This window comes from Ochrobactrum sp. BTU1, from assembly GCA_018798825.1.
In the GTDB taxonomy this organism is placed as follows: domain Bacteria; phylum Pseudomonadota; class Alphaproteobacteria; order Rhizobiales; family Rhizobiaceae; genus Brucella.
Map to the genome: position 1 here is coordinate 494680 of CP076357.1, position 16892 is coordinate 511571.

The following is a 16892-nucleotide window of genomic DNA, read 5'->3' on the forward strand; positions in this document are numbered from 1 at the left end:
GTTCATGCAAGCGATGCTGGAGAGGGAAATTTATATGCAGGATAATGCCAGTAAGCGACGATTTGGATCTATCCGCAGCTATTTATCATGGCGCGGAAAAACATACCGGGACATCGGGCGCGGATCTCGATTTGGATTAGAAGCAAGCGCCGGAGGTTTAAATGCATTTCGTCTGCTCAATCGCGCTCAACAGGGCAGTTTTACGTTTCAGGACAAAGACGGCGGATATGAGCGATTCTGGCGGCTTGTCGGCACATTAGGTGAGGATGCGGTACAGCGCGCACTCTATAAGTGGGATCGTGAAGCCATTATATTTCTGATGGCATCTGCGATTTTTATGGCGCTCATTCCCGCATTTTATTTCTTTTTCCACCTCACACCGACTGGCTTATTCAGCCTCCTGTTCCTGGCTATCGCATTTATCATTCTGGGATGTCGTGCTTCGTACCGGGCATGGCAACTGAGACAACGGCGAATGGGATCTCTGCGCGATTTCCTCTTTGGTCAGGATCTTGGGACAACCGAAATCAGAGGGGTTGGCGATGATTAAGCGTCTCTTGGGCTTGTCAGCTTTCTTTGCCACGATGGCCGTTTCCAGGGCTCATGCTGCCTCCGAGATCAATGTTGTCGACATTATCAGCGGTAAAGGCGATACGCGCACAAACTCCTATTTGAACATGATTTTTGGCCCCCTGTTCGATGGGCCAAACAAGGAAACACTGATTTCCGCTCTCATATTCAATTTTAACGTGCTGTTCTTCTCCATCGGCCTTGTCATCTTCCTCTATAATATTGTGACTGCCACCGTTGATACGGCCAACGAAGGAGAGGTTCTGGGAAGCCGATATTCGACCGCTTGGGTTCCGATCCGCATTGTCCTTGCAGCAGCAGCGCTCGCTCCTGTCATGCCAGGCGGTTATAATTCTGCACAGTATATTTCTGCCTACGCCGTAAACGTCGGTACCGCCGCCGCAACCTTCTTTTGGGATCAGACGGCAGACATAATCGTAGAGCAGAAAATTCCGGTTTTAGCAGCCGAAACGGATGGGCCGGATGGTCAGTTCCTGCAATCCCTGTTTCGTATGGAACTCTGCCGCGCCGTCTATAATCTGGAAGTCGCCAAGGGCGGTAACAACATGGATGGTGTTGCAAGGCACTGGGTTCTCCAATCCGGTGTCCACGTTCTTGATTACAGCCTGCCGACACAAGCTGGTGCCTGCGGAAAGATTACGCTGCCGACCGAGACTGTCGGCTTTCGTCGCATCGCCGAAACCGCTCAAACAGGTAAAGACGATCTCAACAAGAGCTCCAGTGACAAGTTCAATGATTTCCTTACTGATATGCAGAAGAACGTAGACATGATGGCCGATGAATTTGCGCCCGTAGCCGATCTTCTGGCGCAAACCGTTTCCAAGCGACAGCCCCTACCCCCTTATCGCAACCTTGCTCTTGACATGAAGAAATGGCGCGAAGCTCAAAGCCAACTGCTGCGCAGGTTCATCGGCACAGATCGTCTCAATCAAGTCGCAAAAACAACCTTCAATCAGACTGAGGACATAACCGTCATAACTCCTGGCGCAAGCACGGATCAAAAACTCTCAATCAACGTGAAGAACGGTGGCTGGTCACAGGCGGGCTTTTATTATCAGCTGATATCGCGCATGTCGTCCGACGCCAATGCGGTCGGTTCAATGATGCCAAGCGTTACGCCAGGCGGCGCTATTGGTGGAGCGGCCAATCCGCATGGTCCTGTCGTCAATGCCGTGGCGTCTCAATATGCGGCTCAGAATAGTTACTGGTTCGGCTCTGCCGAAGGTGATGCCAAGAAATTCCTCAACCAAATTACCGCGACTTACAATGGCACGGTAGACTGGTGGAATGAATCCGTCACGCGCAGCGGTATCAGAGCCTTCACCAATGAGCGTCTGGCGTTTGCCGACAATGGCGGCGATTTGGCCAATATCCTGCCTCCATCAGGTGGCCTGTTGGAGAGCATCGCGCTTTTCGCACCAAACTCATCTGTCTTAGATCCCATGAATGCCATCGTACTACTCGGCATTCAATTGACGACACTTGCAGCGGTCACAACGGCAGCAGTTGTGTTCTTCGGTGCTATGCCGTTTGTGGGCGGTGCTGCCACTACGCTCGGGACAATTATTGGACCAGCCCTGCTGGCGTTGATGGCTTTGGGGAGCACAATGTCGTTTGTTCTGCCGCTGATGCCGTCCATCATTTGGGTTCTGGCAATCATGTCGTTTATTATTCTTATTATAGAGGCCATTTTTGCAGCGCCACTTTGGGCCATCGCACATCTGTCTATGGGCGGACATGGCTTTGTCGGTTCTCACGCCCGCAAGGGTTATGTCCTGCTTCTTTCCCTGCTGCTGACACCCACGCTGATGATCTTCGGACTATTAGCTGGGATGATTGTCTTTCGGATTGCTGGAAATGTGCTCAATGCCGGCATGTATTACGCTCTGACATCCTCGCAATCCCTCGTCGCAGATAGCTGGGCTAGCTTCGGTTGGTATGCAGGAATTCTGGTCGTCGGCATTTTTATGGCTTTTGTCTACATAGCCATTATTGAATTATCGTTTTCTCTGATCGCGGGATTTCCAGGTCGTGTATTCCGATGGTTTGATGAAATCGGCGATCAGCTCGACAGCCAGTCATCCTTGCGAGCCGGGTTAGGTGCCGCTGCGCAGTTTAAAGGAACAAATTTTGGTGTCTCGAGTACGACGATTGGTGCAATCGGCTGGAACCAACGTCGGTTGAATGCGAACAAAGGTAAGGAAAATTCGGACAGCGATAAATCGCCCTGAACTAAGGCAGACGTGCTTTTGGCGCGCTAGTCAAATGGCAAGCAATACTTACGAACCCACATTCCACATAGGAACATAATGGGAATAACCAGAAACATGACAATCTTGAGCCAGGTCATCGTACCCGTATCATCCAAGAGAATTCGCATTGGTCCAATTCCCATCGAGAGCCCAAAGACTAAAAGCAAGCCAATACCGGGTATCATGAATACAAATGCTATTGGCACGAAGATCAAAAATCGTACTGCCTTTTCCGTTTTTGATATCGGGCCATATGCCTCACGATCAAAGACTGGCTTAAGATATTTTGGAAACATAGCAATTCATCCCGGAACAGGTTTGGTTAGCATATCCCTCAATATATCATTTTAACTTTTGTCTCGGTCAGCCCAACATCTTGCCCAAAAGACCGTCCGTCCGCCTTTCGTAAAAAGCCGATCCCAAATGTTCGCGCGCGGTTGCTTCCGTCAGAAGCCCTTGTCTGATCTTGATATCAATGCTTTGGGGGAGTGACCGGGCAATAAGCCTGTTAACTTTTGTCTCGGTCAGCCCAACATCTTGCCCAAAAGACCGTCCGTCCGCCTTTCGTAAAAAGCCGATCCCAAATGTTCGCGCGCGGTTGCTTCCGTCAGAAGCCCTTGTCTGATCTTGATATCAATGCTTTGGGGGAGTGACCGGGCAATAAGCCTGCCATCGTTCTTTGCGTCTTTAAAAACGTCGCTTGCAACCTTGGTCCAGTTATCAAACGGTGCTGAGGCAAAGCGATCGCGCACGGCATCCGTGAAGATCATGAATTCGCGAATGGCAAAGCGACCGCTGTAATCGGGCGTCGGCACCAGATGCTGTGCCACCACGACTTTCAGCGATGTGATGAGATCATAAGCGCGGCTTGCTTGTTCATCCGCTGGAAACTCCAGTACCATGCGCCGCAAAGCTTCGGCGACAGACCCTGCATGGGTCGTCGTGTTGACGATATGCCCCTGCACTGAGGCCGCAAGACAGCCTGACATCGATTCATAATCACGGGACTCACCGACATTGATGATTTGCGGCGCACGACGCAAAGAGGCCCAAATTGCCTTGCCGAAGGTTGCGAAATTCCGTCCTTCGCCGATTTCCGACTGCGCAATGAAGGCTGGTGAAGCGAGATTGTTCTCCAGGACATCACGGAACGTATATTCAATCGGTGCCTGATAATCGATAATCTTGCGTGGGTTCTGCCTGTTCTCAAGATGCGAACGTGTAATCGCTGCCATCGTGGATGACTTCCCATGCCCGGTGCCGCCCACAATGGCGATCAACCCACTTTTGGGATTAAGATAATCGCGTATCTCGTCTTCAAGCTTCACGCTATCCAATGTCGGTGTTTTTAACGGCAATGAACGGATAGAGAGTTCGAAACCATCTGCACCATTAACCGAAATACCGGTGGCGTTAATGCGATAACGGCGTCTGGACGCGCGATTAATGCCGATCTCATAGGCAAAATCCAGCGCTCGACCTTGGCGGATAATGCCTGCTGCGTCCGCTGAACGCCACAGAGCCGACAGGATCATGTCGACTTCCGACGTGTGTAAACTACGCAATGAGCCGTAATACTGGCGGCCGTTGATCTGAACATGGATGCGGCTCTCCGACATAATGGAGAAGTCAGACGCGCCTCGATGGGACGCGGCTGCAAAAAGGTGGTCGATAAGCTCGCTATTGTTATCAAAACGCTGAGGTTCATGCAGCAGCAGCGGCACAAACGTGCCGCGGGGATCGTAAGGCTCGTGCGAAATTTTGCTCAAGTCGATCATTAGGTCTGCCTATTTATCGACGCGGCGCGTGACCGGTTTCCATTTTTTTGGATTGGTCACAAAGGTTGCGTCGTTTTCGATGCGAACCCTCCGCTGACCAATGAACAGTTCTGCACGCGTTCCTTTGGAACGTACTTCACTGGAAGAAATCAGCAGTGACTTGATCAGACCAGCCTCGACCAGACGGCGGTATTCGATCATACCGGCATAGTCGCGCCGCAACAGATTGAGATTGATCTGCAGCGCTTCATCTGCCTGCGAACGGCCTTCCTTCCACCCCTCGACCATATACTTGTCCCAGATGGCGCGCTCTTGCTTACCGACCGGCAGAAACTGCTCATCAGGTTCGGCCGCCTTATCAAGCGGCATCACCAGATAATCGCGCCATGTCGGAACGATGCCGACAATCCGGCCCGGCTTTTCGATACGATAATATTCGTCCGCCGCCACACTCTCACGCCCACTCTTGGTAATGGTCAGCGCTTCACTCGCTCTGGTAACAACAGGCGGCACCACAAATCCAGCTTCTTTAGGGGCGGCATAGACGATTGCGTTGAAATTGAATTCTTCAGATAATTCCGGCGACTTCTTTTCAAGCTCCGCCATGATTTCATAAACGCGGCGCTCGTAACCAGCCTGTGCCGCATAGGATATCGCCGCATCGCGCAGGATCTCGGATCTTGCTTTTGCAACACCGGCACCGCTGCCGGCATTGCGGGTCCGCTTGGCAAACTGTTCAAAGGTTGAAGGCACATAGGATGCACCGGTCAATCGGTCAGGTCCGCCGATCAGAAGCGTTGGTGGCTCAATATCCCGCTTGGTTGTCGTGCAACCGGCCAAACCAAGGGAAAGAAAAACAACAGGGAGAGAAAGGCGCATTTACAGCCTCGCATCGTCAATATGTGGAATTGGGCTTTTCTCCGGTCGCTTGTAACGAACCGTCATGCTCTTGTGAGCTGGATCGATGGTCAACCGAACCAAGCCCTGTGATTGCAAAAGCCCTTCCTCTAAAATCGCATAGGCCGTGTCGCTTGACCGGTTGACCGAGACAAGAACAGGTGCACCAGGGCGCTCCCCATATTTGCGAACACTGTAACCGATCTCAGCGGCAGTGTTTCGAATCAGATCCTCAATGGGTCCCTGAAAGCTGGCACGCATTGGCATGAACAAAGAGGTGTCGGATTGAGCCGATTCAATCATCCTGATCACACCAGTCGGCCGATGATTAAAGTCCGACTTTTCCAGATAAACGAAATTCTTTTCTTCTTTTATAGTATCAGTTTTTTGATCAATAATGGGACTTATCGGCTTTGTATCCATAACGGGTTTGTTGGTGCATCCGGTCAGTAATACAATTCCGGCAATAAAAATATAACGCATAAATATACTCCTGAAATGGAGCAAATTAAGCATAAAATCCAATGGTTTACAATGTTCTTAAACTTCAATTATTAGGGGGTAATTTCATGCCCGTCATCGCATGACTGACTCATACTTTCCGTCTGATTGATTGCTCGCAAATACCACCTTGCCCGACTATCGCTGGCCTGAACCTGCGCGACTGGGTGGGCACATGCTCCGCCACAACAGGATCAGGAGTTGTTAGGACGCGGTCAGACCGATTTAATCGAGGTCGAGCGGAATTTCTGCCTCAGTTCGGAGTGGATACCAGGCGCCGGAGATACCATGACAAGACGAACGCGCCGGGACCTCGGCCCGGCTTTCAAGGGGAAGGGTGGGGCTGGCCGCGATCCGAGGTGAGCAGACGCCAGTGGAGTTGCCCAGCAGTTAGCTGTGCACGCCAACCAGATCAATAGCTGCGCATCGAGATCATCAGAAAGCCTGCCATCCGATTATATGTGGGTTTGAGGATTAGTTTTCACGAGGCCGCTAGAGGGCGAAACCTTTAGCTGATAGATCAAAGTACTAGTGAATACTCCAACAACCGATAAAGCGACAGCGTTTTGACCGATAAACCGAAGCCAGACTCTAATCCAGACCGAATTGGCGGCGGAGGCGCTGCCACGACTGCAGGAATCCGTTTCCAGCAACAGCTCGGCGCTTTGATTGCCTCCTGGATCCTCGCGGGTGATCGTTTTGATCCCGCTTTCGAACTGGGTGCTGCGCGCCCACTCTGGGTTCGGTTTGAGACAGAGGCGCCCGTAGACGATCTTCTGATGGAGACGAGTGAAGGTGGGTTCGTCGCGATCCAGGCCAAGACAACTGCACGTCTTTCAAGCGATCCAGAATCACCGTTTGGGAAAACAGTTCGGCAGTTCGTTCGGCATTGGTATGAAGCCAATCGCGGTAATGGCTCGAGGCGCTGGAACCGGTCGCTCGATCCCAAGATCGATCGGCTCGTCCTCGCCGTCGGTCCCGACGCCTCGCGTGAACTGCGCCTCACCTTACCTGAAGCATTGGCCATTTCAGCACAAGCCGGTGGCGGAGAGCTCAATCAGGCGCAAGGCGAGGCTTTGGCAAAGTTTCGGGAAGTGGTGGAAGAGGCCTGGACGCGAACCTCGTCTGATACGATGGATCCGAAATTGTGGACTGATCTTACGAAGATTGTTCGCATCTACGTTTTCGATAGTATTCAAGGTCAAGCGCTTGCTGGCAGCGCACTTGTCAGGGCGTTTGGAGGCACTGCCGACACAGTATCCGCCTTTGCCATTCTCTCTGACGTCTGCGAGGGTATGATGCGCAGTCGAGGTGGTGGCGACGAGGCCGCCCTACGCCAGCAGCTGGCGGCCCGCGGCGTCCGGTTGCCGGCGTCGAGGCAGTTTGCTGACGACATAGACGCTCTGAAGAGGCACTCGCACGAGGTATCCGAGGCGCTAGCGCGCTACGAAAAAATCGAAGTTGCCGGTGGAAAGCCACTGACGATCACGCGCGATTGTCAGTTGGCGGTAGAGCAGGCAGCAGAATCTGGGTCATTTCTCATCATTGGAGAACCCGGCGCCGGAAAAAGTGGGGTGATCAGCCTTACTGCCAAATCACTTATGGAAAAGGGCGCCGATGTTCTGCAGCTAGCGGTCGATCGATATTCAGTCGAGAGCCTCGAAGGTTTGCAATCTGAACTGGGTTTGCAGCACCCGCTTCTTGATGTCCTAAAGGCTTGGGATGGAAGCGGCTCTGGCTATCTCATGATTGACGCCTTAGACGCTACGCGTGGTAGTCCAGGCGAAAGCGTCTTCCGGCTACTAATTGAGCGTGTGCTTTCGCTCAAGGGGCGATGGACCGTTATCGCCTCCATACGAAGTTTTGACCTTCGTATGGGGCATCAGTATCGCGAATTGTTCAAGGGAGCGCCACCCGTATCATCCCTCTCGGATGCTGAGTTTTTGAACGTCAGGCATCTGGTTGTTCCGGTGTGGCAAGATAATGAGCTCGACCAACTCCTTGCAGGTTCTCAGCCACTGAAGGCTTACCTCCAGGGCTCCGATCAGAGGCTCAAGGATCTGATCCGCATTCCTTTCAATACCCGGATGGTCAGTGAATTGCTTACTGCAGGCCATGCCGAGACCCTTAGGTCAATCAAATCGCAGTCAGAACTGCTAAAGTTGTATTGGGAGCGCCGAGTTGAAGATCTGGGACTGGGAGCCCAAGTCTGCCTCACAACTGTCGTCGGCTACATGATAAGGGAAAGAACGCTGCGAGCGCCAATAGCTTCGGCGGCTTTTGATCATCCTCGCGCGCTCGAAAGCCTCTGCAGCAAGGGTGTACTTGTTGTCGATAACCGCCGTCGCTGGGTGCAGTTCCGGCATCATCTGTTGTTCGACTATGCGGCTGCCCGCTTGTACCTCGATTACGATGCTATTAAGGCCGGGCGGCTTTATTTTCCGAAAGCTGACGCCCTAGGTCTCATAATCGCACCAGCCGTCGGCTTTGTTCTTCACGAAATCTGGGAGGACGATGCAAGTCGCACCGAATTCTGGTCTGCTGTCTGGACGCTCCTTTGCGATACGGAGGCGGATCCCGTCATTCGCATAATGGCCAGCAGGCTCGGAGCCGAACTCCCGACAGATCCTGAGGATTGTAGTGCTCTGGCTCGAACTGCGGTTGAAGGCGGCGCATCAGCAGCGAAGGGGCTCTCGCAAATCGTTGGAGCATTTGCGGTCCGGATTGAAGATGGGGGGGTATTTTCGGTTGAGCCATGGGTGCGTCTCGCGCAACATCTGGCAGACGGGCCCGCCGATGTGTGGCGGTCCGTGGCCGGCTTGCTCGATCATCTTCTGAAGGTGGTCAAGGTAGAAGGCCTGCGGCTCATTCTCGGTGAGACCGCGCGAAAGTTGCTGCAATTCGGATTCGAGCAGGCTGACGATGCCATCGTTCGGTGGGGCCTTGAATTCGTCATCGACACCTTCGAGACCAATTTGCCTGCTTCGCGAGAGCTAGTCTCACGGCTTTTCGACAAGGATCGTCTAGCCAGGGTTGGCCATGATGAAATTCCAGCAGTGTGCTATAAGATTGAAAAGATCGGCAACGTCGATCCAGAATTCGCGACTGAGATTTACCGGGTCGTTTTTGGCTACGAGATCGTCGACGATCACAAAACCAGTATTGGCAACAGCCGGATCTTGCCTCTGATCTCTTCTGCACGACAAGATTACGAGTTGGCCCATTGGTCACTTGGGGAGTATTTTCCGAAGTTTCTTGAGAGACACCCCCGCGAGGCGACTTCCGCTCTGATTAATGCCGTGGATGGCCATGTTTCCAGAAAAAGACATCATGATAGCCATCTGACCGACGAAACTGTCATGATCAGCGGACGGCAAATCAGGGTGCGCGAAGATTACAGCCACATCTGGGCTAATGATCCTGACAGGGATTCGCATGACGGCGCGGAAAGACTGATCTGGCAATTCCGAAAGCATCTGCGAGCCACGTCCGATTCGAACGCTTTGCTGCTATTCGAATGCTTGGTCGGGGGGGCAAGCTGGGCAGTGATCTGGTCTCGCGTTTTCCTTTGCGCTGCCGAGCGCAAAGGAAACTTACTGTCTGCCGTTTGGCCTTTGGCCGCGACCAAGATTTTTCTTTTGCTCCCCGACACTCAGAAAGATGCCATCGATGCTGTGTTAGCTGGGATTTCGTTGCGCTCGGAGACGGAACGCCGAACCTTTGAAATGGCGGCGTTGGCGTTCAACTTCGACGAATATCTCAAGCCGAGCGAGACGCGGCGGGGCTTTCTCCTGCGTTTGTTCGGTCGCATGGGCCGTGAATCTCTGGTGACCGATAAAGCAAGGAAGTTTTTGGACGAGAACCAGGCTGAGCCCGTCCCTGACAACGACCGACGTTATAAAATCACCGTTCGCAGCCAAGAGTTTGGAGATTTTGACCACATCCCAGAGATCGATCGAGACGCCGAGGAAAATGGGCCGTTGATGGCGGCAACCAGTGCGGTCAAGGTCCGGTTACGCAAGAGCGGTGATTCCGGCAGTTCGTCGGAGCTTGGGATCGAGGACTGGTTTCAGTTGCTGGATAAGCTCAGATCCAACCTCGCTGTACCCGGCGTTAGTTCTTCGCTCAAGCGATCCGCGGAAGGTGTCCTCGGACAAGCCTGCAGTGAGCTTGTCTCGCGCCGTCTTCTCGGTTCGACCAGTGAGCCACTATCACCGGAAAATGACGACGCGTTTGTTGCGCTGCTCGAGCTTGCGGCTAGATCTGAAAGCCCAATGGTTTATCCTGATACGGAAGCCAAATTCGAGACTTCGCAGTCCTGGGGCTCGCCCGCGGCGCGGGTTGAAGCCGCAGATGCGGTATGGGACTTATTCTTCCAGAGACCGGATCTCTACCCCAGACTCATCCGTGCCGCTGAGACGCTCACAGCGGATCCACATCCCGCCGTTAGAATGAATGCCCTCTTGCGTGTCCGAAGCATCTGGTCCCTGGACAGCGACAAATTTTGGTCAATCATGGGCGTTAGACTTGAGAGAGAGACCAACATAGCCGTGATCACGCACGTTCTGGGCCATTGGGGCGCATCGATGGTGCACAGCGACCAAGACCGTTCATTGGCACCGCTGAGACGCCTCGCAGAGCGCGAAACGCCCGGGAGCAAGCGAGAGCAGCGCCTTCTGATTGTCATCGTTCCGCTGTTCGCGATCCTATGGGTTCGACATGCCCGCGAGGATGTTCGGGAACTGCTCGACAGATGGCTAGGCAGACCATGGGAGCATACCGAAGTTATCAAGGCGGTTCTTTTTTCGCTTCGCCCAGCTCTCATTTCAGGGATCAACGCAGATGGAGCGGACGCACGCAACATCCGCAAGCGCGCACGGCATATTCTAGAAACAGTCGTCCGGGCAGCCCAGGGTCAGCTGGCCGGATCGAACGCTTCAGCCAAATCCATAGACATTAAACGGAGCTGCATTCAGTTACTCGATGCCGCCGGAAGTCAGCTTTATTTCGCGTTGAACGGCGAGACGAAGGAGAAGGCGAACAAGGAGCCAGAAAGCAAACTGCTTCTTAGGGTCTTCGAGGATGAATATTCGCAGTTAATAAGTGAAATTGGTGCGAATGCAGACCCGCACACCATCTACTATCTGCTGCAGCTCGTCGAAAAGCTGGTTCCGGCCGTGCCCGAGGCCTCTTTCGCAATGATGATTGATCTGCTGCGATCCGGAAAAACGTTTGGCTATCAGTTCGAGTCCCTGGGCGTCAGTCTGGTCGTGCGCATGCTTGGTGTCTTTCTTGCTGACCATAAAATGATCTTCACCGATCGCCCAGAACGCCGCCGCGAGCTGGTCGAATGCCTAGAAATTTTTTTGCAGGCTGGCTGGCCAGAGGCGCGCAGGCTGATTTATCGGCTGCCGGAGTTGCTTCAGTGAATCCTTGGAGTGACGCAAACGACTTTAAACTTGGCCTTCAGGCTTTGCTCGCAAAGGTCGATCGAGAACTTGAGAAGGCGGACCGAGACCCATTCAGTGATCCCGATCCTGACCGGTTACCTCATGAGCACGACACGCGTCTGCTGTTCATTGATGAATTGCTGACGCTTCTTGGTTGGAACCGCGGCATTGATGGCAATGTGCGTGAAGAGGTTCGTCTCAAAGGCGAAACCACCAAATTCATGGATTATGTTGGTATTAGTGGGCTTAACAACAAAGCTCATTTGCTGGTTGAGGCCAAGGCGTGGGGCAAACCTAGCATTTCTGCCCGCCATCCCGGTGAAACAACGGATCCAATTGCGCTTGTAGTGAGCGGCGTTAATCACATCCGAATTGATGGCCATGAGAAGGATTCCCCCGTTCATCCCGAGTGGGATGCCCATCTCCGTCAGGTGGCGGGATACGTTCGGACGCTTAAAGAGAAATATGATCGTCATTTGCCACGTGCGGTCTTGCTCAGCGGCGAATGGATGGTCGTGTTCATCAAGCCGGTCGAAACTTTTCTAGAAAAAGCTGTTCCCGAAGACATCCTGTTTCTCCGGCGCGCTGATTTCTTCGACTGCAGCTCGGATATTTACAATCACCTTCACAGGGCGAAGGTTACTGGAGAGGCCCCAATCCCCCTGCGACCGGCGCAGCTGCACAACTATGTCGGGTTGGATGACGTGCAAGGGGTTTTTCGCGGCGTTCACGCAGTAGTGGAGAGGACAGGAAGCAGCCTTTTCGGTCTGGAGCCCCGCTTGAGAATTTATCCTGTTCTTTATATCGTCCGGTTGGACGATACCGTTTTGACTGTGATGAATGGAAGGGATTCATCTTATCTAGAAGACGGTCTGGATATTGATGGCAAATCTCGGGTGGAGACGCATCTCGAAGAAATCACAAGTGCAACTGGCGCCCTTCTAGAACAGTGCGCGCTTGAACTTGATGGTCGGCTTGCAATATCTGACATTGCAAGTTTTCCTGGATTCGCGGCCAACGAGCTCGGGCGTAAACTGTTGCGCGAATTGCCAGATCCGGACGAATGGTTGGCAGCGACGGGTATAGCCGAACATTTTGTTTTGCGTGAACCTCGTATTAAGGACTGCCGTTTTCATTGCTGGAGCCAGTGCGAAGCTGACAAAGCAGTGACCGGTGCGGTCAACATGCGGGGGATCTCCCCAACCCACTTCTTCACAGACGGCCAACCGCATCACTGCGCTCATCAGGTCATTTTAGATCGCCGCGAAAAAAGATGCCAAGTTGGCGCCATCGACTCCCGAATTTGCTGTCAGGCCTGTGTCTTTTTCGATAACTGCTGGAAGCCAGAAGAACAAGCCAAGCTGCCCTGTGGAACATGATTGAGATGAATTTAGCACAAAGGCTCGAAATCCAGTAATATACCGGTTTTATCGCCTTTTACACGATGGAGAGTCCGCCTTATAGTTCATGCCCGTCATCTAATGACTGGTTCATATTCTGCATCTAAATGATTGCCCGAAATTGCCACGTTGCCCGACTATCGGTGGCCAGAACCCGGGCACATATTCCGGAACAATAGGATCAAGGGTTGCTACGACACGGTTGATGCGCTCGCTTTCAATGAGGCTGGGTTACAACGGGCCAAACCGCTCGGTGATCTCGGCCAGAAGTCCTGTAATGTCCTTGAATGCTGTACTTCCATCATCACTGTTGAGCAACTTCGCCATGTAAGATTAACGGATTGCTGTCCACCGTTCAGAGATGCCTAGTGGTGGTCATTGTAGCTGGGAGGGGGTAAGCTCAACTCTAATGAGTAATCAGATGCGATATAAGCACGAGGAAGTCAGATCTCCTTTCAGACAAGAAAATTGAATCGAAGGTCCTCAAGGTAAATTGCAAAAAAGGCGGCCCCACCTTAGCTCTGACAGAGGAACAAATTACTATATTAAAGGACATGGCCAACAAAGAATACAATCAAAAGGCTACCGCTAAATCCCTTGGTGTCAATCGATCGACCATATCATGATATAACTCTTACCTGATCCGGAAGGTCGGACGAGCAAAGAATCCTATATTCTTGGAAAATCCATCCGAACGCTGGGCTAATCACAGAATTACGAACCGATATACCGCGAGCGCAGGCGTAAGGAAGAAAAAAGCAGGAGCCGAGACTTCACAAACAGCCTCCTCAGCGACAGTTGAGATTGAAATACAATGAACGACCTGTTATATGTCATACATTAGTGACGATTTGTTAGACGCGGAGCAACTTAGATGCCGAAGGTTCAAGGTGATGACATCACTTCCCAGACGCCACCCGCTGTCCAGAGCAAGCAGGTTCGTTTGGCCCACAAGCTCGCCAAAATACGCTCATTTCGCATCAACGAGACACTTTCCGCTGCGAAACAGAGTGGCCTGATTGGCGCTGGCAAGGAAGACCGCATCAGCGCACGTGTCAGCCACGAACTTTTGGAACAAGCGAAATCTCGTACGGGAATTAGCGGAACGTCAGAACTTCTAGAATTCGCGCTTGCAAGTGTCGCTCTTGAAGACCACTTTGAAGAGACTATGACGCGCCTTGAAGGCACCGTCGACAAAGATATCAAGCTTGGGTTTTAATGAGCTCGTTTGATGTCGATGCTGCAATCCGATGGATGCGAGGGTTTCCCACGAAAACCCTTGCCCGCCGAAATGATGAAGAGCTGCCCTTCATTGACAACGAGTCATTAGGTGGCCAACCCGTATTGTTGGATACCTGCGTCTATATAGATCGCCTTAAAGGCGACATTCCCGACCATTTGCGCGATATCCTCCGAGCAAGGCTGAATCATCACAGCTCCACTGCGATCCAGGAACTGGCTCATACCATTGGTGTACTTGATCCGGCAGATACCAGGACTGCATCTGTCCACAAGGCTGTTAGCGATGTCATCACAGCGATGCCGTCACATCGGGTGATCACCGCCGATATTGATGTTCTTGGACGAGCAGCCATTCTCAATGGAATAATTTGCCGTATTCAAGGCTATAACAACGACCAGAAGTTTCGATCTCTGAACGACTGTACTATTTTTCTGCAAGCCCTCAAATACGGTCTCGTTCTGATAACAAGAAATATCTCTGATTTTGACTATTGTTTGCAACTTATTCCAACAGGACGCGTGTTGTTCTACAGGACATAGATCCTTGTTTATTGTTTCGCTTTTGAGGTTCTGCGTCACCGACAGGCGCCCCTTGATTGCTGCACACCACGCGTTCTCGACTGCTCTTACACCTTCCCCAGGCGATGAGATGGCTCAACCCCTATCAATGCTCCAATGCGCTCATGCCGGATGTGTTCTTCAGCTGCTGTGAGCGGCTACGACCAAGAGCTTTGCTCTGGTCCTTGTTCGATTAGCTGAACACGTCCCACGGGTGCTTCGAAATTTGGGCATGGCCAACAAAATCGTTTACGCGATCCAGCCATGCTTTCTTCCACTTTAACTTGAGTTCGGTCCTTTCCATATCTTCGCTCATGGCAAAGTCTCCTGTCTTCCTTTTCACAAACCCATCAGGAATTGGCGAATTAGAGATTCACAAAGGCTTCGAGTTGTGGATTATGGGAGACAACTTCTAACGTACTGATTTGGGCGGGAAATGACGAAATCTCTTGAGGCGCACGATAAGTTACTGAATGACATCTTCTCAGATTCATATTCCTTCAGAATTCCAGACTATCAACGGCCATATTCGTGGACGACTGAGCAAGCAGCCGAACTGCTCAGTGACCTCATGGATGCTATGAAAGACCTTAAATCCGATAGTTCCGGTGACTTTTATTTTCTTGGAAGCATCGTCCTGATTAAGAATGACCGGGTTCCTCATTCTGACGTAGTCGATGGCCAACAACGCCTGACGACATTGACCATTTTGCTGGCCGTCTTGCGAGAATTACTTCCACTCCATTCAGATGGCATTACTGACTTTCTATATAAAAAAGGGAAAAGTTTCGCGGCGTCAGTCGAGCCGAATAAGTATCGGCTTCGAGCCATCGATGAGGACGCCCAATTCTTTCAAGAGTACGTTCAAGAACCAAGTGGCATTCAGAAACTCCTGAAATCCACCGAAAGGCTTACCGACAGCCGGAAAAACTTTCAGGAAAACGCGGCCTTCTTTTATAATGAGCTCAAAGTTCTTGATGAGGCCGAGCGCGTCACCTTGCTTCAGTTCATCGTCTATAAGTGCTCACTTGTGGTGATCTCGACCCCTAATTTCGATTCCGCCTATCGCATTTTTAGCGTTCTTAATGACCGAGGCCTTGACCTCGCGCCAAGCGATATTTTGAAGGCCAAAATTCTTGGAGACATCCGCAAAACTGGCGGAGAAGCCAAGAGCAAGGAATACGCTACAAAATGGACTTCAGTTGAACGGAAGCTGGGCCGCAACGGTTTCGTCGATCTTCTTGGCCACATTCGAATGATTTTTGCCAGACGAAAGCAGCATGCAATTCTGTCAAAGGAGTTCACTGAATTCGTTGCCAAGGGAATGTCAGCTGAAAAACTGGTCGATAATGTCATTCAACCGTATTCGAATATCTATTCATTCCTAAAGGAAGCCAATTTCCAAGCTACAGAAGCAGCAGAAGACATCAATGAGCAACTTCGGCATCTCAATCGTGTTGATTGGAAAGATTGGGTTCCGCCAGCGCTATCCTTCTTCAAAAAATTCAGAAATCAGCCTCGTCTGATAGCCGATTTCCTGAAAGGTCTCGAAAGGCTGTCCTATTACCTCCTCGTGACTAAGGCTGGGATTAACTCCCGCATCGAGCACTTCGTCGCGGTGATAGAAGAGATTGAGAAGGAGGATTTTGGCGGTATCAGCCAAAACATGAAATCCTTGGGTCTCAACGATGATGAAAAAAGGTCTTTCGTTGCGGCACTTGATGGCGATATTTATAAAAAGCTGCCGAAAGCCCGTGCGGCTCTCATCCTGCGTCTGGAAGCGTTAAGGTCTGATGGCTCAAAGAGGCAGGAGTACTCTCACGTTTCAATCGAGCACATTTTGCCACAAACGCCTTCAGTTGAATCTGGCTGGATGGACATCTTCCCAGACGCCCAACTGCGGGAGGATTGGACACAACGGTTGGCAAACTTGGTGCCGCTCCACATCCGCAAAAACCCAGCCGCATCTAATTTTGATTTCGACACGAAGAAGAATGTCTATTTTGCCGGAAATGATGGAACGGCATCTCCATTCGTACTCACTCAGGAAGTCCGATCATTACCAGCCTGGACGCCGAAAGTGTTAGAAGTTCGCCAGCAGAAACTGGTCGACATCTTCACGCGTCATTGGAATCTTCAGTCGACCGAACAATAGGTTTCGGTTCATCTCTACTCGTCGTCGGGCAAGCGAGTTCTTCTGCAGATAAGTTCTTTTTGAATAGA

At 51.7% G+C, this 16892-nt stretch carries 10 protein-coding genes and 1 pseudogene; 8 read left to right on the forward strand and 3 right to left on the reverse strand.

What is annotated here, in order from left to right; all coding sequences use genetic code 11:
- Window positions 1–4 precede the first annotated feature (4 nt).
- Together KMS41_25860 and KMS41_25865 are read left to right on the forward strand one after the other, a co-directional pair.
- Window positions 5–550 carry a hypothetical protein gene (locus KMS41_25860; protein ID QWK81266.1) on the forward strand — a complete coding sequence of 182 codons (546 nt, stop codon included), beginning with the start codon at window positions 5–7 and terminating at the stop codon, window positions 548–550.
- Window positions 543–2822 carry a DotA/TraY family protein gene (locus KMS41_25865; GenBank protein ID QWK81267.1) on the forward strand — a complete coding sequence of 760 codons (2280 nt, stop codon included), beginning with the start codon at window positions 543–545 and terminating at the stop codon, window positions 2820–2822. The genes KMS41_25860 and KMS41_25865 overlap by 8 nt, the downstream gene beginning before the upstream one ends.
- Before the next feature lie 545 nt (window positions 2823–3367).
- Here KMS41_25865 and tadA read toward each other — a convergent pair.
- The 3 genes from tadA to KMS41_25880 are packed head-to-tail and all read right to left on the reverse strand — an operon-like array spanning window position 3368 to window position 6001.
- Window positions 3368–4621 (reverse strand): Flp pilus assembly complex ATPase component TadA, encoded by a 1254-nt coding sequence (gene tadA / locus KMS41_25870; protein QWK81268.1) that lies wholly within the window; start codon window positions 4619–4621, stop codon window positions 3368–3370.
- Between the two features lie 9 nt (window positions 4622–4630).
- Complete coding sequence (locus tag KMS41_25875; GenBank protein QWK81269.1) at window positions 4631–5500, reverse strand: type IV secretion system DotC family protein; 870 nt, start codon at window positions 5498–5500, stop codon at window positions 4631–4633.
- Window positions 5501–6001 (reverse strand): DotD/TraH family lipoprotein, encoded by a 501-nt coding sequence (locus KMS41_25880; protein QWK81270.1) that lies wholly within the window; start codon window positions 5999–6001, stop codon window positions 5501–5503.
- Between the two features lie 285 nt (window positions 6002–6286).
- Here KMS41_25880 and KMS41_25885 point away from each other — a divergent pair.
- From KMS41_25885 to KMS41_25910, 6 genes and pseudogenes are all read left to right on the forward strand, one after another.
- Window positions 6287–6433 (forward strand): annotated as a pseudogene (locus KMS41_25885) (IS3 family transposase).
- 152 nt (window positions 6434–6585) lie between these two features.
- Entirely contained in the window at window positions 6586–11448 is a 4863-nt protein-coding gene (locus KMS41_25890; protein QWK81271.1) for a hypothetical protein, read from the forward strand.
- Entirely contained in the window at window positions 11370–12848 is a 1479-nt protein-coding gene (locus tag KMS41_25895) for a hypothetical protein (GenBank protein ID QWK81272.1), read from the forward strand. The genes KMS41_25890 and KMS41_25895 overlap by 79 nt, the downstream gene beginning before the upstream one ends.
- Before the next feature lie 1000 nt (window positions 12849–13848).
- The gene (locus KMS41_25900; GenBank protein QWK81866.1) at window positions 13849–14088 is read left to right on the forward strand and encodes a hypothetical protein; all 240 of its coding nucleotides are present in this window, start codon (window positions 13849–13851) and stop codon (window positions 14086–14088) included.
- The gene (locus KMS41_25905) at window positions 14088–14651 is read left to right on the forward strand and encodes a DNA-binding protein (GenBank protein ID QWK81273.1); all 564 of its coding nucleotides are present in this window, start codon (window positions 14088–14090) and stop codon (window positions 14649–14651) included. The genes KMS41_25900 and KMS41_25905 overlap by 1 nt, the downstream gene beginning before the upstream one ends.
- A 454-nt stretch (window positions 14652–15105) precedes the next feature.
- On the forward strand, window positions 15106–16824 hold the full coding sequence (locus KMS41_25910; protein ID QWK81274.1) for a DUF262 domain-containing HNH endonuclease family protein: 1719 nt from the start codon (window positions 15106–15108) through the stop codon (window positions 16822–16824).
- Window positions 16825–16892 lie beyond the last annotated feature (68 nt).